The organism is Nannocystis sp. RBIL2 (assembly GCF_026626745.1).
In the GTDB taxonomy this organism is placed as follows: domain Bacteria; phylum Myxococcota_A; class Polyangia; order Nannocystales; family Nannocystaceae; genus Nannocystis.
This window is the reverse complement of the sequence record NZ_JAPNJW010000002.1, coordinates 5,624,093-5,643,390: the sequence shown is the minus strand read 5'-3', so window position 1 is coordinate 5,643,390 and position 19,298 is coordinate 5,624,093. Positions and strand designations below refer to the sequence as shown.

At 71.6% G+C, this 19,298-nt stretch carries 16 protein-coding genes; 8 read left to right on the top strand and 8 right to left on the bottom strand.

Going from position 1 to position 19,298, the window contains the following annotated elements; translation table 11 throughout:
* The first annotated feature begins 77 nt into the window (after positions 1-77).
* Positions 78-1,463: a hypothetical protein gene (locus OV090_RS47210; RefSeq protein WP_267711651.1), complete on the top strand. Its 1,386-nt coding sequence runs from the start codon at positions 78-80 to the stop codon at positions 1,461-1,463.
* 78 nt (positions 1,464-1,541) lie between these two features.
* Here the strand turns inward: OV090_RS47210 and OV090_RS47205 are convergent, their stop codons facing one another.
* The gene (locus tag OV090_RS47205) at positions 1,542-2,591 is read right to left on the bottom strand and encodes a TIGR03032 family protein (RefSeq protein WP_267711650.1); all 1,050 of its coding nucleotides are present in this window, start codon (positions 2,589-2,591) and stop codon (positions 1,542-1,544) included.
* Between the two features lie 129 nt (positions 2,592-2,720).
* On the bottom strand, positions 2,721-5,282 hold the full coding sequence (locus OV090_RS47200; protein ID WP_267711649.1) for an Ig-like domain-containing protein: 2,562 nt from the start codon (positions 5,280-5,282) through the stop codon (positions 2,721-2,723).
* Between the two features lie 137 nt (positions 5,283-5,419).
* Here OV090_RS47200 and OV090_RS47195 point away from each other — a divergent pair, with 137 nt between their 5' ends.
* The 4 genes from OV090_RS47195 (at position 5,420) to OV090_RS47180 (ending at position 10,441) form a co-directional block, all read left to right on the top strand.
* The gene (locus OV090_RS47195; protein WP_267711648.1) at positions 5,420-6,685 is read left to right on the top strand and encodes a vWA domain-containing protein; all 1,266 of its coding nucleotides are present in this window, start codon (positions 5,420-5,422) and stop codon (positions 6,683-6,685) included.
* Positions 6,686-6,950: 265 nt separating this feature from the next.
* Positions 6,951-8,621 (top strand): urocanate hydratase, encoded by a 1,671-nt coding sequence (gene hutU, locus OV090_RS47190; protein ID WP_267711647.1) that lies wholly within the window; start codon positions 6,951-6,953, stop codon positions 8,619-8,621.
* On the top strand, positions 8,618-9,883 hold the full coding sequence (gene hutI, locus OV090_RS47185) for an imidazolonepropionase (RefSeq protein ID WP_267711645.1): 1,266 nt from the start codon (positions 8,618-8,620) through the stop codon (positions 9,881-9,883). Before hutU ends, hutI begins: the two co-directional genes overlap by 4 nt.
* A gap of 60 nt (positions 9,884-9,943) precedes the next feature.
* Positions 9,944-10,441: an Hsp20/alpha crystallin family protein gene (locus OV090_RS47180; protein ID WP_267711644.1), complete on the top strand. Its 498-nt coding sequence runs from the start codon at positions 9,944-9,946 to the stop codon at positions 10,439-10,441.
* 69 nt (positions 10,442-10,510) lie between these two features.
* Here OV090_RS47180 and OV090_RS47175 read toward each other — a convergent pair whose 3' ends face one another.
* Genes OV090_RS47175 through OV090_RS47155 form a run of 5 tightly spaced genes read right to left on the bottom strand, consistent with a single transcriptional unit; the run spans position 10,511 to position 14,531 of the window.
* Positions 10,511-11,218, bottom strand: coding sequence for a hypothetical protein (locus OV090_RS47175; RefSeq protein ID WP_267711643.1), 708 nt, complete (start codon positions 11,216-11,218; stop codon positions 10,511-10,513).
* Positions 11,215-11,943, bottom strand: coding sequence for an ATP phosphoribosyltransferase (gene hisG, locus OV090_RS47170; protein WP_267711642.1), 729 nt, complete (start codon positions 11,941-11,943; stop codon positions 11,215-11,217). The genes OV090_RS47175 and hisG overlap by 4 nt, the downstream gene beginning before the upstream one ends.
* Entirely contained in the window at positions 11,927-13,192 is a 1,266-nt protein-coding gene (murA, locus tag OV090_RS47165) for a UDP-N-acetylglucosamine 1-carboxyvinyltransferase (protein ID WP_267711641.1), read from the bottom strand. Before murA ends, hisG begins: the two co-directional genes overlap by 17 nt.
* A 6-nt stretch (positions 13,193-13,198) precedes the next feature.
* A complete protein-coding gene (locus OV090_RS47160) occupies positions 13,199-14,218 on the bottom strand; it encodes a hypothetical protein (RefSeq protein WP_267711640.1) in 1,020 nt (339 codons plus the stop codon).
* 4 nt (positions 14,219-14,222) lie between these two features.
* Positions 14,223-14,531, bottom strand: coding sequence for a hypothetical protein (locus OV090_RS47155; RefSeq protein ID WP_267711639.1), 309 nt, complete (start codon positions 14,529-14,531; stop codon positions 14,223-14,225).
* Between the two features lie 580 nt (positions 14,532-15,111).
* On the opposite strand from OV090_RS47155, the gene OV090_RS47150 reads away from it, so the two are divergent.
* The 3 genes from OV090_RS47150 (at position 15,112) to OV090_RS47140 (ending at position 17,997) form a co-directional block, all read left to right on the top strand.
* Complete coding sequence (locus OV090_RS47150) at positions 15,112-15,957, top strand: OmpA family protein (protein WP_267711638.1); 846 nt, start codon at positions 15,112-15,114, stop codon at positions 15,955-15,957.
* A 94-nt stretch (positions 15,958-16,051) separates the two neighbouring features.
* Complete coding sequence (locus OV090_RS51385) at positions 16,052-16,951, top strand: tetratricopeptide repeat protein (protein ID WP_267711637.1); 900 nt, start codon at positions 16,052-16,054, stop codon at positions 16,949-16,951.
* Complete coding sequence (locus tag OV090_RS47140; RefSeq protein ID WP_267711636.1) at positions 16,948-17,997, top strand: DNA adenine methylase; 1,050 nt, start codon at positions 16,948-16,950, stop codon at positions 17,995-17,997. Before OV090_RS51385 ends, OV090_RS47140 begins: the two co-directional genes overlap by 4 nt.
* Positions 17,998-18,118: 121 nt before the next feature.
* On the opposite strand, the gene OV090_RS47135 is transcribed toward OV090_RS47140, so the two are convergent.
* Positions 18,119-19,258 (bottom strand): hypothetical protein, encoded by a 1,140-nt coding sequence (locus OV090_RS47135; protein ID WP_267711635.1) that lies wholly within the window; start codon positions 19,256-19,258, stop codon positions 18,119-18,121.
* Between the last annotated feature and the right edge of the window lie 40 nt (positions 19,259-19,298).

Genomic DNA, 19,298 nt, shown 5'->3' with positions numbered 1-19,298 from the left:
GCTCGAGCGTGAATGGCACCGCGAATGTTGCTGCGGGAGGCACCGCGAGTGAGGCGAGCGCTGCGAGTCCCGCAGGCATGGCACCGCGGCCGCCGCTCGCGGTCGGGCCGTTGCATCCGGAGCTGCCGGCGCGGTTGCCCGAGCCGCTGCGCTGGCTGGCGATCGGCGGCGGGGCGACGCCCGAGTTCAATCAAGTGTCGATCGAGCAGGACCTGCTGCTGGCGCAGGAGGTCTTCGGGACAGGTGGCGCGCTGCTGTTCGCTGGCGGACCCGGCAGTCACGGGGTGCAGGTCGAGGACGCCGAGGCGCGCGCAGACCCGCTGCTGGCGAAGCTCGCCGAGCTGTTCGGGCCGCGCGGCGGGCGGGTGGCGACGTACCGGCCGACGCAGACCTCGCCGATCGCCGCGGCGACCCGCAGCAACGCGCTCGAAGCGGTGAAGCAGGCGATCGCGCAGCCGGGGTCGCTGCTGCGGTTGTACCTCGCGGGTCACGGCGAACGCGGCGAGCCGCCGCGCGAGGGCGGGCTGAGTCTGTGGGGCCAGACGTCGCTGCGCGTGGGCGAGCTCGCGGAGGTGCTCGACGCCGCCGAGCGCCCGGTGCAGGTGGTGGCGACGAGCTGCTTCTCGGGTGCGTTCGCCGAGATCGTGTTCGCGCGCGCGGAGCAGGCGGCCGGCCCGGCGCCGACGATCCGCTGCGGCCTGTTCGCGGCGACGGCCGAGCGCGAGGCCTCCGGCTGCGATCCCAACCCCGACCGCGCGGCCCAGGAGGGCTACGCGCTGCACTTTTTGAATGCGCTGCGCGGGCGCGATCGCGGCGGTGAGCCAGTGCCGCTCGACCTCGATGGCGACGGGACGATCTCGCCGCTCGAGGCGCACGCGCGGGCGCGGATCGCCGGGCAGGGGATCGACGTGCCCACGACCACCTCGGAGCGGTGGCTGTACGCGGCCGCGCCGACCCGCGGCAAGTCGCGGCCTGCCGCGCTGCCAGAGGAGGACGCGGTGATCGCCGGGCTGACGGCGGCGCTCGGCTTCACCCGGGAGGACGAGGTCGGGGTCGCTCTGGAACATGTCCTGAAGGACACGTCAGCCACGTACGAGCGCCTCGACGCGGCCAGCGGGCGCGAGGACGAGGCCTATCGTGCGGCGGCGGCCGAGCTGCTGGCGCGCTTCCCCGTGCTCGACGATCCGTGGCACCCGGACTTCGCGCCGACGCTGGCGGCCCACCGGGCGCAGATCGAGGCGCTGTTGGCAGGCAGCGCCCCCTACGCGGCGTTTCGCGCGGCGCAGGACGAGGTCGCCGCGGTGCAGGCCGAGGTCGCCGAGCTGCTGGCCCGCAGCGCGCGGCTCGAGCGGCTGCTGCGGGCGTTCCGCGTCCGCACCCTCGCGGGTCGCCTCAAGGCGCGCGGCGGCCCGGCCTGGGCCCGCTACGAGGCGCTCCTCGCTTGCGAGCGTGGACAGCCCTGAGAGACATGCTCTAAAGGATAGGTCTCATGGGGCATGTCCACCAAGACATGCACCATGGTTCATGGCGAAATAGACAGCTCACTCGGCTCGCAGCGGGGCCGGGTCGGCGATCGTGATGGTGCGGTGGATCTCCTCGCTGACGAGGCCGAGCGCCATCGGGCGGCGGACGCCGGGCAGGACCGCGACGTCGTAGAGCTCCTCGACCACCCCGTCGAGGCGGAGCCAGTGGGCGACCTCGCCGGTGCGGGTGTCGACGACCAGCAGGCCGCAGCGGGGTTCGGCGCCGCGGGCGGCGAGGTTGGCATCGAGCTCGAGGCCAGCGAAGGTGCGGCTGCCGCGGGGTTTCGACAGGCCGACCAGCGCGTAGGGGCCGGCGAAGCACAGGCCGCGGGCGTAGCCGGGGCAGAAGCAGACCGGCTCGAAGCGACCGGCGGCGTCGAGCTTGCCCAAGAAGCCGGTGCCGGCCTCGAGCAGCCACAGCGCGCCGTCGTGCAGGCGCGGCGAGTGGGGCATCGACAGGCCCTCGGCGACGACCGCGTCGGTGCGGACGTCGATCACCACGCCGCCGCCGCGTCGGTGGTCGCGCCAGCCGTCGGCGACGTCGCTGCGCGCCACCGCAGTGACGAACGCGGGGCTGCAGTCGTCCATGGCCAGGCCGTTGAGGTGGCAGCGGTCCTCGGCGGCCAGGCGCGAGACGAACGGCGGGCGCCACAGCGGGGCGAAGCTGGCGCGCGGGGCGAGGGTGGCCAGGCAGCTGAACAGGGTGTTGACGAACACGGGGCGGCCGGCGCGGTCGACCGCGAGGTCGTGGACGTCGAGGTCGCCGGTGGTGTGGGCGACGCGCGGGACGTACAGGCGGTCGTAGCCCTCGTGGACATGTCCCGAAGGCAAGGCGTTGTCGAGGCGCCACAGCTGGTAGAGCGTGGCCAGCCACAGCGACTCGCCGTCGACGCACAGGCCCATGCAGCGGGCGAAGGTGCGCTCGAACAGCGACAGCCGCCCGCCGTCGCCGCTGCCGAGCAGGAACAGCTTGCCGGCCTGGTAGGTGGTGAACGCCAGGCTCACGCCGAGCTCGGCGAGGAGGCCGGGGAAGTGGCGCGAGCTCAGGACCTCGAGGCGTTCGGCCATGCGGCGACGATAGCAGGGATGGCGCAGGACTGTCAGCCGATGAGATGTCCGAATGGACATGCTCCGAGGATCATGTCGGCCTCGCCGCGCGCCTGTCGGCCGCGAGGCTGATATGCCCGAAGGGTCAGGTCAGAGCGTGACCTGGGCCTCGACCGCGGCCACCACCCGCAGGGTGAAGACCGGGCTCTGGTAGACGTGGTAGCCGTCCTGGACGCCGCCGTCGACGAAGCCGCCGCCGGCGAGGTCGGCCTGGAGGACGCCGAGCTGGCCGTCGACGATCAGCGAGTGTGTCCGCGGGGACATGGCCCGAAGGTCACGCCACTCGAGCTTGAGGGTGTTGCCGCCGTCGCCGAGGTCGACCGCCTCGACGTCGACGAGGTCGAGGTCGGAGCGGAGGGTGAGGTCGAGGGTGACGCTCTGGCCGGTCAGGCGCACGGTGTCGAAGCCGGCGCCGCCGTCGATGCGGACGAAGTCGACGGTGACGCAGCGGAGGTCGTCGTCGCCGGCGCCGGCGTAGACGATGTCGGGGCCCTCGGCGGCGACGACGTCGTTGCCGCGGCCGGCGATCAGCGACTCGCCCGCCGGGGTGCCGGGGATGTTCTCGGGACCTGGCCCGTAGGACATGGAGGCGGCGCCGCTGAAGTTGCCGCCGAACACCACGTAGCTGCGGCCGGCGTCGTCGCCCTTGCCGTCGTTGCCGCGGGCGCCGATGATCACGTCGGCGTGGCCGTCGCCGTTGACGTCGCCGGCGGGCGCGACCGAAAAGCCGCAGTAGTCCTCGGTCGATTCGCCGGCCAGCGAGAAGCCGCCGTCGCCGTTCTCGATCCACGCCAGCGAGGTGCTGAGGACGTCGGGCCCGCCGAACACCACGTAGCCGCGGCCGGAGTCGCCGCCGTGCGGGCTGGCTCCGGGCGCGCCGACCAGCACGTCGTCGTAGCCGTCGCCGTCGACGTCGCCGGCGCGCTCGACCGAGGTGCCGGCGTAGTCGCGGCTCTGCACGCCGGAGAGGCTGAAGCCGGTCGGGGCCTTGGCGAGCTGCTGCAGGCCGCCGGACACCAGGTCGGGCCCGCCGAACACGACGTAGGCGCGGCCGCTGTCCTCGGGCCCGGCGTCGGCCAGCGGGGCGCCCATGGCCAGGTCGGCGAAGCCGTCGCCGTCGACGTCGCCGAGGCCCGCGACCGCGAAGCCGGAGCGGTCGTAAGCAGCGGCGCCGTCGAAGTAACGCCCGCCCTGGTCGGCGGCGATGTCGGTGAGCTGCACCGCGACCTGGTCGGGCTTGCCGTAGACGAGGTAGGTGCGGCCGGCGCTGTCGCCGGCGGTGTCGTGGCCGTAGGCGCCGACGAGGATGTCCGAAAGGCCATCCCCGTCGACGTCGCCGGCGCCGGCCACCGCGAAGCCGGCGAAGTCGAGGCTGACCTCGCCGTTGACCGCGAAGCCGTCGCCGATGCCGGCGCTGATGTCGGACAGCAGGGTCGGCTTGTCCTCGCCGTGGCCGAACACGACGTAGGCCGCGCCCGAGAACGAGCCGCCGGGGTCGGCCCCGTAGGCGCCGACGACGAGGTCGGCGAGGCCGTCGCCGTCGACGTCGCCCGCGCCGGCGACGCTGCGCCCGGCCGCGTCGCCGGCCTTTTCGCCGAGGATCGCAAACCCGCCGACGCCCGAGGCCACGTCGGCGAGGAAGATCGGCTCGAGGTCGTCCTTGCCGAACACCACGTAGGCCGAGCCCGAAGAGGTGCCGTTGGTCGAGGCCTTGGGCGCACCGATCACCAGGTCGGCGAAGCCGTCGCCGTCGACGTCGCCGGCCGCGGCGACCGTGGTGCCGGCGAAGTCGCCGGGCAGCTCGCCGTAGATGATGAAGCCGCGCTGCTGCGCCTCGAGCTTGCTCAGCGCGACCGAGTCGCCGTCGACCTGGCCCTGGACGACGTAGATCCGCCCGGTGTTGCCGTCGGCGTTGCGAGCGGCGACCGCGACCTCGGCGAGGCCGTCGCCGTCGAGGTCGCCGACGGCGTGCACGCTGCGCCCCGAGTAATGGCCGGGGGCCTGGCCGTCGATCGCGAACCCGCCGATGCCGTCGGCGACGTACTCGAGGTCGATCGAGGTCGGGCGCACTTCGATGCGCGCGGGGGCCTGGGCGAAGCCGTCCTTGCCGTCCCAGATCTTGTAAAGAAAGGTGTCGCTGCCCCACAGCTTGGCCGGGGGCATGTAGGTGAAGCCGCCGTCGACGAAGGCGGTGTTCATGGCGCCGCCGGGGGTGATCGGGTCGGCGGACACGAGCGTCAGCGGGTCGTCGTCGACGTCGTAGTCGTTCTTCAGCAGGCCCTCGGCGGCGCTGACCGACAGCGCCTGCTTGGCCTTGGTGACGTAGTGGTCGACCAGGGCGACCGGCGGCTGGTTGACCGAGGGGAACGGGCCGGTGGTGGTCGAGTCGGTGGTGATGCCGGTGGTGGTCGGCTCGCCGGTGGTCGGCACCGGCTCGGTGGTGGTCAGGTCGGGGCCGCTGGTGCTGGTGCCGACGCCGGTGGTCGGCACGCCGGTGCCGTCAGTGTCGGTCTCGCCGGTGCCGTCGGTGCCTGTCCCGGTGGTCGTGGCCTCGCTGGCAGTCGCCAGAGTCGTGGTGGTGTCGTCGGTGCACCCGAGCGGGATGGCGAGCGAGAGCGCCGCGAAGGCGCGGCGGAGCGGCGACCGCAACATACCGACCACCTTATCGGACCCGACCCTCCCGCGCACGCGCGGTCGCGCGCATCGCGGCTGGCCGCGGGTTTCGAGGCCCGCGAACGGCGTGGCCGAGCGTCTCGCTGTCGCGCATGATGAGTCCGCCGGAGGTTGCCATGACGCCGATCGCCCTTTCTCACCCCCGCGCGTTCGCGCTCCTGCTCGCCCTCGCGAGCGCGCCCCTCGCCTGCGGAGACTCGAACGGGCAGACCTCGGGCCTGTCCGCCGGCACCCAGCCGACCACCGCCACCGCCGGCTCGGCCACCACCGAGACGACCGCGGGCGAGACTGTCTCTTCGACCATGTCCGAAACGACAGACTCGGAAGGCACCGCGAGCGGCACCGGCACGACCACCGGCCCCGTCGTGCCGACCACCGGCCCCGAGCCGACGACGACCGGCACGACCACCGAGCCCGGCACCTCGACCACCACCGGCGACCCGAGCAGCACCAGCGTCGGCACCACCATGCCCGACAAGATCCCCTGCGACAGCGAGGAGACCGAGGTCGTGCCGGTGCCGCCGAGCGTGCTGCTCATCCTCGACAAGTCGGGCTCGATGTCGATGGAGAAGTGGGACCACGACGCCAAGCCGATGACCGCCGACGTGACCCGCTGGCACAGCCTCCACCAGGTGGTCGAGGGCGTGGTGACCATGTTCGACGCGATGGTCCACTTCGGCGTGAAGCTGTACCCGAAGATCGACGCCGGCTCGTTCGTGAACGTCGGCGCCTGCGAGGTCACGCCCGGGGTCGAGGTCCCGATCGCGCCGATGAACGCGGCCGGGGTGCTGGCCGGCATCCCGACCGTCGACTACGAGGTCCTCGGCGGCACGCCGATGGAGACCGGCCTGAAGCGCGGCTACGAGTACCTCAAGACCCTCGACGCGAGCCAGCAGCGGTTCGCCATCCTCGTCGCCGACGGCGAGATCTCCGACACCTGTCAGGGCGAGAACTTCCTCGAGGCCCAGGCCGCGGTCGAGGAGGCGTTCGGCACCTTCGACATCGCGACCTACGTGGTCGGCATCGACGTCGACCCTTCGACCAGCGAGCAGCTGGCCACCCTGGCGATCGCCGGCGGCAAGCCCAAGCCCGGCCCCGACCCCTTCTACCAGACCGCCAACCAGAACGAGCTGCAGGCGGCGATCCAGCAGATCGTCAAGGACACTCTGTCGTGCGTGATCGCGGTCGACCCGGCCCCGAGCGAGCCGGAGCTGTTCGAGGTGTGGATCGACGGCCAGCCGGTGCCGAACGTCGCCAGCTGCGACGAGGACGGCTACGTGTGGAGCGTGCCCCACACCGAGGTCACGCTGTGCGGGTCGGCCTGTGACCTGCTCAAAGAGACAGGCAAGGTCCAGGCCCTGTATTTCTGTAATCCGGGCTGAGTGCCTGCATGGCTCTGGGGACATGTCGAAGAGGACATGTCTCCGCGTAGCTCGCCGCGGGCTCGATGACTGGCGGCCCGGCGCGGGGCTGGCGTCGGCGGCGCGCAAGCGGCTGCGCGGGCGAGGCGGCCTGCTTTGCCTCGCCGGCGAGCAGCGGCGGGCCCGTCCGGCGCGCCGCCACGGCGATCGCAGGCCGCTCGCGCCGACAAAGTCACACCCGTGCGGCCAGCAGGGGCGACGGGGAGTTGCTACCCTCCGGGCCACCATGAACGCCCCCGAGATCCGCGCGCCGCGCGGCACCGCGCTGTCGTGCAAGGGTTGGTCGCAGGAGGCCGCCCTGCGCATGTTGATGAACAACCTCGACCCCGAGGTGGCAGAGCGCCCGCAAGACCTGGTGGTCTACGGCGGCACCGGCAAGGCCGCTCGCTCGTGGCCCGATTACCACCGGATCGTCGCCAGCCTGAAGAGCCTGGAGGCCGACGAGACGCTGCTGGTCCAGAGCGGCCGGGCCCAGGCAATCTTCAAGACTCATGAGGACGCGCCGCGGGTGCTGCTGGCCAACAGCCTGCTGGTGCCGAAGTGGGCGACGCTCGCGGAGCACGAGCGGCTGAGTGCGCTCGGCCTGACGATGTACGGCCAGATGACCGCGGGCAGCTGGATCTACATCGGCACGCAGGGCATCTTGCAGGGCACGTTCGAGACGTTCGCGGCGTGCGGGCAGACCCACTTCGGCGGCGACCTGCGCGGGCGACTGGTGGTCACCGGCGGGCTCGGCGGGATGGGCGGGGCGCAGCCGCTGGCGGCGACGATGAACGGCGCGGCGATCCTGTGCGTCGAGGTCGACCCGCAACGCATCGAGCGCCGGCTGCAGCACAAGTACCTGATGCGCAGCACGACCGACCTCGACGAGGCGCTGCGCTGGCTCGACGAGGCGCGCAAGGCCAAGGAGCCGCTGTCGGTCGGCCTGCTCGGCAACTGCGCGACGGTGCTGCCCGAGCTGGTCCGCCGCGGGGTGATCCCCGACGTCGTCACCGACCAGACCTCGGCCCACGACGAGCTGCACGGCTATGTCCCGGACGACATGTCCCTCGAGGCAGCCGCCGAGCTGCGCCGCAGCGACCCCGAGGAGTACGTGCGCCGCAGCGTCGACGCGATGGGCCGCCACGTGGCGGCGATGCGGGCGATGCAGGACAAGGGCGCGATCGCGTTCGACTACGGCAACAACATCCGCGCCCAGGCGGTCCGCGCCGGGGTCAGCGACGCGTTCGAGATCAAGGGCTTCGTGCCGCTGTACATCCGCCCGCTGTTCTGCGAGGGCAAGGGGCCGTTCCGCTGGGCGGCGCTGTCGGGCGACCCGGAGGACATCGCGGTGACCGACCGCGCGGTGCTGGAGCTGTTCCCGCACAACGCGGGGCTGCGGCGGTGGATCGAGCTGGCGCGCAAACAGGTCAAGTTCCAGGGCCTGCCGGCGCGGATCTGCTGGCTCGGCTACGGCGAGCGCGAGCGGGCCGGGCTGCTGTTCAACGAGCTGGTGCGCACCGGCAAGGTCAAGGCGCCGATCGTGATCGGCCGCGACCACCTCGACTGCGGCAGCGTGGCCTCGCCCAACCGCGAGACCGAGGGCATGAAGGACGGCTCCGACGCGATCGGCGACTGGCCGATCCTCAACGCCATGATCAACGTCGCCGCCGGCGCGACGTGGGTCAGCGTCCACCACGGCGGCGGGGTCGGCATCGGCTACAGCCTGCACGCGGGCATGGTGGTGGTCGCCGACGGCACCGCGGGCGCGGAGCGCCGATTGCAGCGCGTGCTGACCACCGACCCGGGCATGGGCGTGGTCCGCCACGTCGACGCCGGCTACGACGACGCGCTGCAGTTCGCCCGCGAGCACGACGTGCGCGTGCCGGGCCGGACGGTCTTCGAGGACGGGCGATGACCGGCGACCTGCTGCTGCGCGCGGCGGCGCGGATCTACACGCTCGCGGATGGCCCGAAGGACAGGCCGCGCGCGGGCGCCGAGATGGCCGCGCTCGGCGTGCGCGAGGGCTGGAGCGTGGTCGTGCGCGACGGGACGATCGCCTGGGCCGGACCCGACGCCGAGCTCACCGCCGACAAGGTGCCGGCCGGCGCCGCCGAGCTCGACTGCCGCGGCCGCGCGCTGCTGCCGGGCCTGGTCGACAGCCACACGCACCTGGTGTGGGGCGGCGACCGCAAGGACGAGCTCGAGATGCGACTCGCCGGCGCCGACTACGAGGCGATCTTCGCCGCCGGCGGCGGGATTCTTTCGAGCGTGCGCAAGACTCGCGAGCGCGACGACGAGGCGCTGCTGAGCGAGAGCAAGGCCCGCCTGGACCGCATGCTGCGGGCCGGCACCACCGCGGTCGAGATCAAGAGCGGCTACGGCCTCGACCTCGACACCGAGCTGCGCCAGCTGCGGGTCGCGCGTCGCCTGGCCCGAGAGACAGGCGTCCGCGTGGTCACGACTTGCCTGGCCGCGCACGCGCTGCCGGCCGAGCTGCGCGACCGGCCGGAGGGGCGCGAGGCGTTCGTCGGCCGCGTGTGCGACGAGGTGCTGCCGGCGGTGACCGCGGCGGGCCTGGCCGATTTCTGCGACGTGTTCTGCGACCGCGGGGCGTTCACGCCGGAGGAGACGCGGCGGATCTTGCACCGCGCCCGAGCGCTGGGCCTGCCGATCCGCCTGCACGCCAACGAGTTCGGCCACACCGGCGGGGCCCTGCTGGCGGCCGAGTTCGGCGCGCGCTCGGCCGACCACCTGCTCCACCTCGACGACGGCGAACGAGCCGCGCTGCGCGACGCCGGCGTGGTCGCCACGCTGCTGCCCGGGACCTCGCTCGTGCTCGGCAAGGGCTTCGCCGACGGTCGCGCGCTGGTGAAGGCGGGCGTGGCGGTAGCGGTGGCGACCGACTGCAACCCGGGCTCGTGCGCGATCGAGTCGCTGTCGATGGTGCTGGCGCTGGCGTGCTACGGCAACCGGCTGTCGCCCGCCGAGGCGCTGACTGCGACGACCCACAACGCGGCGGCCTCGCTGGGTCTGCACGCCGAGCGCGGCCGCGTCGAGGTCGGTCTCGCCGGCGACCTCGTGCTGCTGGCGACGGCCGACGCCCGCGACCTCGTGTACCACGCCGGCTCGCCGCTCATCGACGCGGTGGTCCACCGCGGTCGCCTGGTCGCGCGCTGACGGCCGTGTTCGGCCCCTCGCGCGCAAAATTTTGCGTTTGCGACCCACGCGGTCTGGCCCATGTTTCTCCGCTCTGAGGAGAAGATCATGTCGCTGCTCCCGTGGAAGAAGAATCAACCTGTCAGCAACCTGATGACGCCGCCGACGCAGCTGTCGCCGTTCCAGCAGGACGTGCACCGCATGTTCGACCGCGTGTTCGGCCGCTTCCCCCTCGGCATCGAACAGGTCGGCAACTATCCGATGCTGAGCGTCAGCGACTGCGGCGACTGCGTGATGGTCCGCGCCGAGGTCCCCGGCCTCGACGCCAAGGACGTCGAGCTCAGCGTCGAGGGCAACATCTTGACCCTGCGCGGCGAGAAGCGCGAGGAGATCCGCGACGAGAAGGACAACTACTTCTACCACGAGCGCAGCTTCGGCTCGTTCATCCGCCGCATCGAGCTGCCGTGCCACGTCGACTCGAACGCCGCCGACGCCCACCTCGAGAAGGGCGTGCTCACCCTCAAGATGCCGAAGATCGCCGGCGAGAGCTGCCGGACCATCAAGATCCAGGACAGCTAGGATGGCGCGAGGGACATGTCCCGCAGGGCATGCTCGAAGCGGCATGCCCGGAAGGACATGTCCCTGACATCAGCCGATCTGGACCTCTGTAAAGTACTCGCGCGTGACCAGGTGCGACTTGCTGTCGACCATGAACACGTGGGCGCGGCCGACGTGGCCGTCGAAGTCGACCAGCAGCCACACCTCGATCGCCCAGTGCTTGCTCTGGGCCAGGCACGGCGGGGTCCAGCCGATCACCACCGGCGGGCCGAGGTTGTCGTGGCTGCGCTCCCGCATCGAGCGCTCGTAGCTGGGGCTCGCGCGCACGGCCGCGACCGCCTCGCGGGCGACCGACTGGTGGACGCCCTTACGCCAGTCGCTGAAGAACCGCAGGTCGCCGACCTCGTGGTTGCCGGGCCGCAGCACGGCGACGTACGACTCGCTGGCGTCGACGTCGGCGTAGTCGGGCACGTCGAACTCCGGGTAGAGGTTGCCGGAGTCGATCTCGCGGTCGCGGGACTTGAGCGCGCTCTCGATCGCCCCGGCCTCGCGGTCGGTGTACGAGAGGTACAGCCGCAGCACCGCGGCGTCGCTCGGCAAACGGTGGTCCCAGTCGAGCACCGCGTGGCACTGGGCGTAACGCCGGTCGCCGAACGCCACCAGCTCGGGCAGCGAGGCGGCCAGGCGGCGGCGCTGGTCGGGGGTCGGGGCCAGGCCCTGCTGGGCCAGGCGGACGTGGACCTTCAGGCGCTGGAGCACTGCGGCGCGGACGAGGGCGGGGTCGTCGGGTTTGCTCATGCGGTCCCTTCCGACCCGATGGGTCGAGCAGCAGTGCGAGCGGACGACCCGGACCCGTCGGTCGCGAGCGCGTCACGGAGGGCGGTGATGAGCGCGGTGATGGGCGCCTGCTTGAGCTTGAGGCTGGCCGGGTGCACGATGAGCCGGCTTGTCACGTACAGGATGGTCTCGACCTCCCGCAAGTTATTTTGCCGGAGCGTCTCGCCGCTCTCCACCAGATCGACGATCTGTTCCGCCAGGCCGGTGATGGGCCCGAGTTCGACCGACCCGAACAGGGGGATGATCTCGGGCTGGATCCCCTTGGAGCGATAATGGTTCAGGGTCAGGCGGGGGTACTTCGTGGCCACCCGGAGGGCCATGCCGCGGCGGAGCGGGGTCGGGCGCGCGGCGGGCTCCGCGACGACCAGCCGGCAGGCGCCGATGCCGAGGTCCAGCGGCTCGTAGAGGTCGCGGGCCTCCTCGCCCAGGGTGTCGGCCCCGGCGATGCCGACGTCGGCCACCCCGTGCTCGACGTAGGTCGGCACGTCGACCGGCTTGACCAGGAGCACGCGCGCGCCGCCGGGCAGTTCCGGCCGGCCGGGCAGCTCGACCAGCAGCCGGCGGTCGTGTTCGCCCTCCCACACCCCGGCGAGGTCGATCCCGACCCGGCGCAGCAGCGGCAGGGCTTGCTTGAGGATCCGGCCCTTGGGGAGGGCCAGGGTGAGGCCGTCAGCTCGGGGCGCCATGGTACCTGCGGATCTTGGCGCCGACCTTGCGCAGGCGCTTCTCGATGGTCTCGTAGCCGCGGTCGAGGTGGTAGACCCGGCGGATCTCGGTCTTGCCCTCGGCGACCAGCCCGGCCAGCACCAGGCAGGCGCTGGCGCGCAGGTCGGTGGCCATGACGATCGAGCCGGTGTAGCGGGCCTTGCCGCGGATCACGGCCACGTTGCCGTTGACGTGGATGTCTGCGCCCAGGCGGCACAGCTCGGGCACGTGCATGAAGCGGTTCTCGAAGATCGTCTCGGTGATCACGCTCTGGCCGCGCGCGAGCGTCGCCAGGACCATCATCTGCGCCTGCATGTCGGTGGGGAAGCCGGGGTGCGGGCGGGTGACGAGGTCGATCGGAGCGAGCTCGTCCGGGCCGATCACGCGCAGGCCGCCCGGTTCGACCCGGCACTGGGCGCCGGACTCCTCGAGCTTGGCGATGACCGCGTGCATGTGGGACGACGGAGCATCGAGGAGCAGGAGGTCGCCCCCCGTGATCGCGGCGGCGATGGCGAAGGTCCCGGCCTCGATGCGGTCGGGGAGGATCGCGTGGTCGATCCCCTGCAGGTTGTCGACGCCTTCGATCTCGATCGTCGACGAGCCGGCGCCGGCGATCTTGGCGCCCATCTTGCCGAGGACGACCGCCAGCTCCTGCACTTCGGGCTCGCGCGCGGCGTTCTCGAGCACGCTGGTGCCCTTGGCCATCGACGCGGCCATCATCACGTTCTGTGTGCCGCCGACTGTGGCCATGTCGAAGTTGATGCGGGCGCCCTTGAGGCGCTTGGCCTTGACCTCGACGTAGCCGTGGGACATGCGGATCTTGGCGCCGAGGGCCTCGAAGCCGCGCAGGTGTTGGTCGATGGGCCGGGCCCCGATCGCGCAGCCGCCGGGCAGGGACACGCGGGCGAAGCCGTGGCGGCCGAGCAGCGGGCCCATCACCGTGACCGAGGCGCGCATGGTCTTGACCAGCTCGTAGGGCGCCTCTTTCGGGCCGTCCTGGACCCCGGTCGGGTCGATCATCAGGGTGCGGTCGCCCTCGACGGCGCAGCCGAGGCCGATCAGCAGCTGGTTCATCGTCTGCACGTCGGACAGGCGGGGGACGTGGCGGAACGTGGTGGGGCCGTCGCCGAGGAGGGCGGCGCACTGGAGCGGGAGGGCGGCGTTCTTGGCCCCGAGGACCTGCAGCTCGCCCTTGAGTCGTGCCCCGCCGTGGATGACGATCTTGTCCATGGGCCCCTAACGCTTGCGGTGAGTCGCGCGTTCCAGCGCGGCCGTGAGGGCGGCGCGCTCGTCGACGACCGCCTGCGGCGCGGCCCAGCCGGCCGCGACCAGTCCTCCGGGACAGGTGTCGACCGCGTCGATCACGACGTGCCGCTCGATCCCGGTGAAGTTGTGGTGGACGAACACCTCGGCGCGCAGCGGGCGGCCGTGCTCGACGTCGACGAGCACGGTGCGCTCGCTCCACACGCCCTTGTCGAGCGGCTGGCCGTCGCTCCAAAACCCGGCGAGCTGGGCCACCGTCGTGACCTCGCCGCCGGCGCCGGCCAGCGTGTACAGGCCGTCGAGGCGCTCGCGCCACGACATCGTCGCGCACGGGCGCTCGTGGGCCGCGCCTCCGCCGGCGCCGTTGTCGGGGTCGACGCAGGCCGAGCGGTTGCAGCGGCCCTCGACCCGGGCGCCGCGCCAGACCTCGCCGACGCGGACGCGCCGGCCGGGCAGCTGCGGGAACGCCAGCGCCAGCGCGTCCTCGACCGGGTCCCACGAGCGCTCGTAGCAGGCCGCGTCGGGCGCGGCCGGGCCGACCAACTCGGCCGAGGCGGCCCACTCGCGCAGCAGCTCGCGGCCCGACGACTTGGGCCCGCGGAACATCAGCTGGCCGGCGAACGGCCTGTCCTTCGGGACAGGTCCGATCGGCCCTTGCTCATCGAGCATGTCCTTCTCGCCATACGCGGACCGCATGCCCCAGCCGAGGACCAGGACCGACTGGCTGTGCTCCTCCTGGGTGTGGAGGAATTCTGCGAGGCCGGGCGGGAAGGTCTCGTCGATGCGGACGCGGTAGGCGAGGGGGCAGTCCGGGCGCGGGGAGTGCCAGGCCAGGTGGGCGACTGCGTTGGGGGCGTCGGTCAACACCAGGCCGTCGTAATCGGCGGACAGGTCGACCGGGGTGGCGTCGTCGGCGGGGGCGCAGGCGAGGGCGGCGGCGAGGGTCGCGGGCAGCGCGCGGAGGCCGACGCGATGGGGCAGGCGCGAGCGCATGCTTTCAGGGGACCAGGAATTGGCCCAGGCGGCGCTGGATCTCGGCCGCTGGCATGCCGGCGGCATCCTCGTCCATGGCGTTGAGCTCGTCGACGATGGCGGCGACCTCGGCGCGGGCGGACTCCTTGCGATCGTCACCGACGAACCCGTGGAATACCGTCTCGCCTGCGGCTGCGCGGGCGATCTCTTTGCCCCGGTTGTGCTCGTCCAGGTCCGTGAAGAAAACGAAATGGAAGGCGCGATTATAGTCGGACTCGCGGTAGATCTCGAACATCGTCTTGTTGTCCGAGGCGGGGCTGACCTTGGCGACCATCGGCGCGAACCATGCCAGACGCGGCCCGGAAGCAAAAGCCGGCGGGGCGTGACCTTGGCCGGCGCGTCCGTTCGCAGGCGGTCCGGCGCGGCCGCCTGGTGCGGGTTCTGCGACCCCATGGCAGGGCACGGCGGGCGGAGCCGTGTGCATCAGCCCGGCGCGCAGGCTCGTCCGCTCGTGCGGTTGACACCCCTCGCACCGCTCGGTATCCCTTTGCCCGCCAGGACGGAAGTTTCAGCCGGAAATTTGCTTCCCGGACCCCCACGCCCGAGAGTTCGCCGGCCCTACCGTCCAGCACGCACGCCAGGTCCCCACGGCCCTTCGGGCCAGACTGCTCTGAGCCTCGCTCAACGGCCTTCCTGGCCACTCGCCTCACGGCCTTCCTGGCCACTCGCCTCACGGCCTTCCTGGCCACTCGCCTCACGGCCCTCCTGGCCACTCGCCTCACGGCCCTCCTGGCCACTCGCCTCACGGCCCTCCTGGCCACTCGCCTCACGGCCCTCCTGGCCTGAACCTTGTCTCCCCCGGCCGAACGGCCTCGAGAAACACCGCCTCCCCGGAGTCGCCCCTCATGCGCGCCATGTTCTCCCGCATCCAACCCCACCTGCTCGCTCTCGGTTTGGGCTTTGTCGCGCTCGGCAGCGCGGCCTGCAAGCCGCCGGTCTACCCGGCCTGCAAGAAGGACAAGCACTGCAACGTCGACCTCGACGAGAAGTGCGTCGACAAGCAGTGCCAGAACTGCAAGACCGACGCCGACTGCGCCACCAAGGGGCCGAACGGGACGGCGTGGAAGTGCGCTGATTTCCGCTGCCAGGACCCGGCGCTGGCGGGCGCCAGCGGCGGCGGCGAGGGTGTGGGAGCGCCCTGCCAGCAGACGATCGAGTGCACCAACAACCTCGTGTGCAAGGCCGGCGCCTGCGCCCCTTGCTCGGAGGACTTCGACTGCCAGCCGGGCACCTGCGACATCGGCACCGGCCGCTGCAGCGCGCCGGGCTCGGGCGGCACGGGCGGCTGCCAGACCGACGACCAGTGCGCGATGGACGAGATCTGCAACGCGGGCACCTGCGAGTTCTCGGGCAGCATGGGCGGCGGCACCAACCCGTGCCCGGATGTCCCGAAGATCTACTTCGGGTTCGACAACCCGAACCCCGAGCCGGCCGACCAGGAGAAGCTCAAGGCGCTGGCCGAGTGCCTCAAGAGCAACCAGGCCCAGCTCATCCTCGAGGCCCACGCCGACTCGCGCGGCACCGAGGAGTACAACATCATGCTCACCGACAAGCGCGGCGTGACGGTCAAGGAGTTCCTGCAGAACCTCGGCATCGACCCCTCGCGCATGACCGTCGTGTCCAAGGGCGACCTCGAGGCGACCGGGACCGACGACGGCAGCATGAAGGAAGACCGCCGCGTCGACTTCATCTACCAGTGACGACCACCGTCCCGCAGGGGACCTGAAAGACTCCATGCTTCATCTGCGCCGCCGACTCCTCGGCGGCCTCGGTCGCCCAGGGGCGGTCGCGAGCGTGCTCGCGGCCGCTCTCGTCGCGCCAGGCTGCCTCACCCTCAAGGCCGAGCACGACGACCTCGCCAAGAAGGTCGACAAGATCGAGACCCAAACCATCGACCGCAGCAAGGAGCTCGACGACAAGGTCGTCGAGGCGGACACGAAGCTGGCCGAGCTGCAGGCCAAGCTCGACCAGGCCGAGTCGCTGCTGCGCGGCAGCCAGGCCGGCATCGGCGTGCGCATGGACGTGGTCGAGCAGGACACCCAGCAGCTGCGCGGCGCGGCCGAGAACGCCGAGCTGGTCGCGTCGTCGACCCAGCAGGCGCTGCTCGAGCTGCGCGCCGACATCGACGAGCGCCTCAAGAAGCTCGAGGAGAAGCTCAACGAGGCGACCAGCATCCCCGAGGGCAAGGACGAGCTGTGGGCCGAGGCCGACCGCCGGCTGCAGCGCAAGGACTTCAAGCAGGCCCGCACCCTGTTCCGCACCTTCATCTCGCGCTACCCCGGCGACCCCAAGCTGCCGGACGCCGACTTCAAGGTGGGCCTCACGTTCTACAGCGAGCGCGACTACAAGAGCGCCCTCGGCATCTTCTACAAGATCATCCAGGACCACGCCGAGGCGCCGGTCGTCAGCGACGCGCTCTACTACTCGGGCCTCGGGTTCGCCAAGCTCGGCCAGTGCAAGAACGCGATCGCCTACTTCGAGGCGCTGAACCGGCCCAAGTCGACCGCGCCGGCGCAGTACCAGAAGGCGGCCAAGGACCAGATCGACCTGCTGAAGAAGGACAACGGCGACCTCTGCTTCGACCGCGAGGACGCCGGAGCCGGCGCCGCCGCCAAGCAGGGCGTGCAGGAGACGCAGAAGCCGGCGGCCAAGGAGCCGGCGCCCGCGCCGGCCAAGAGCACCAAGAAGAAGTGATCAAGTACCTCGGCTCGAAGCGGCTGCTGATCCCGGAGATCTTGCGGGTCATCCGCGGCCTGCCGGAGGTCCGGACGGTGATCGACCTGTTCTCCGGGACATCCCGGGTCGGGCACGCGCTCAAGGCCGCGGGCTACCGCGTCCTCGCCAACGACCACAACACGTACGCGGAGACGCTGGCCCGCTGCTACGTGCAGGCCGACCGCGAGGACGTGCTCGAGGACGTCCGCCGCCTGGTCGCGGAGCTCAACGCGCTGCCCGGCGAGCCCGGCTACGTCACCCGCACGTTCTGCGAGGAGGCCCGCTTCTTCCAGCCGAAGAACGGCGCCCGCATCGACGCCATCCGCCGCGCGATCGCGGCGAAGAGCCTGCCCCCCGAGCTCGAGGCCGTGCTCCTCGTCGCCCTCATCGAGGCCGCCGACCGCGTCGACTCGACCACCGGGGTGCAGATGGCCTACCTCAAGTCGTGGGCCGCCCGCGCCCATGGCGACCTCGAGCTACGTGTCCCCGAGGTCCTGTCCCGCGCGACATGGGGGAAAGGCCAGGCGCACGGCCTCGACGCGGTCGCGGCGGCGGCGGTGCTCGAGGCCGACCTCGCCTACCTCGACCCGCCCTACAATCAACACTCGTACCTCGGCAACTACCACGTGTGGGAGACGATCGTCCGCGGCGACGCGCCCGAGGCCTACGGGGTGGCGCGCAAGCGGGTCGACTGCCAGGAGCGCCGCAGCCCCTTCAACGCCCGCACGAAGATCCGCGCCAGCATGGAGGCGCTGATCGACGCCGTGCGCGCGCCGCTCCTGGTGGTGTCGTTCAGCGACGAGGGCTACCTGAGCCGCCCCGAGCTAGAGGCCCTGCTGGCCCGCCGCGGCCCGGTGCGCGTGCTGTCGTTCGACTACAAGCGCTACGTGGGCGCCCAGATCGGCATCTACAGCCCGCGCGGCGAGAAAGTCGGCCGCGTCAGCCACCTGCGCAACACCGAGATGCTGTACGTGGTCGGCGAGGGCCGCCACGCCGACGCAGTGGCGGCGCTGCCCGAGCGCTGAGCGGCTGTCCCCGGGGACAGGCGGGGGGCCGGCGCGTCGGAAGCGGCGCAGCGCGAGAAAGCGACGAGCGCGCCGCCCGAGGGCGACGCGCTCGCTGGGACCTGTCCCGAAGGTCAGGTGATCACAGGCAGCCGCTGCAGACGTCGAGGAGGCCGCGCAGCTGCTCGTCCGGCTCGCCCTCGGCCTCGGGCTTCCACTTCTTCGGGTCGTCGACGAACGGGATCTTGGTGCAGCCGCCGCTCTCGACGGTGACGTTGAAGCCGGCGCCCGACGGGGCCGCCTTGCTCGGGTAGTTGAACTCGGCGGAGGGCGCGTACTCGTCCTCGGTGTTCATCGTGCAGTTGTCGCCGGTGCAGGCGGTGATCTGCGGCTTGCAGTCGTGCGGCTTCATCACCTCGGTGTTCTTCAGCGTGGTGTTCAGCCACACCGTCTCGGGGATGTCGACCGTGATGTTGGCGGCCCACGGCTGGGGCGCGCGCACGATGAGCTGGCCGAACAGGCTGCCGTCGCCGCACTGGCAGTCCTTGGACCAGGCGCCGTCGGGGAAGGTCTCGCAGTTCTCGATGCCGGCCGGCGGACAGGCGGGCGCCGGGGTCAGCTCGCGGCACATCTTGATCTTGGCCCAGCCGGCCTCCATCGCTACGTCGCCGTGGGTGCACAGGTTGTCGAGCGTGATGTTGCCGCGGCGCGGGTACGACTGCTCGGTGATGTTGTCCTCGGTGCTGACGAACAGCTTGCCACGGTAGCCGGTCGGCAGGTGGACGCGGAAGTCCATGCCGGAGCGCTCGGGCTGCGACTTGCCGTCGTAGTAGACGTAGATCGCGCAGTTGTCCTTCCAGGTGTCCTTGGTGCAGTCGCTGGCGCCCGGCTGCGAGTCCGGCCGGGTCGGGTTGCCCGAGCTGACGAACGCCCACAGCGACAGCTTGTCGAACGTGTTGTCCCTGTCGATCCCGTCGCCGAACACGTACTTGCGGGTCTCGACGGTGATCGTCTCCTCGGGGTGGTCGAACAGGACCTCGATGTTGCCGCGGTTGGCGTAGTTCTCGTCGAACTCCTTGCGGCCGATCGTCAGCGTCGTGATCCGGGCGTCGCCGCTCAGCGGGAACGGCAGCGCGTCGACCTCCTTCTTCCACTCGCCGACCTGGGGCTGGCGCTCCGCATCGCCGGTGTCCCCGTCGGTGGTGGCGGTGCCGTTGTCGCCGCAGGCACCGGCGGCGAGCGCGGTGACGAGGAGGGCAGGGGTCAGGTGTTTCATGGTCATGGTCCGGAGTGGCCTCGCGCGAGGGTGAGAGAGCAGGATA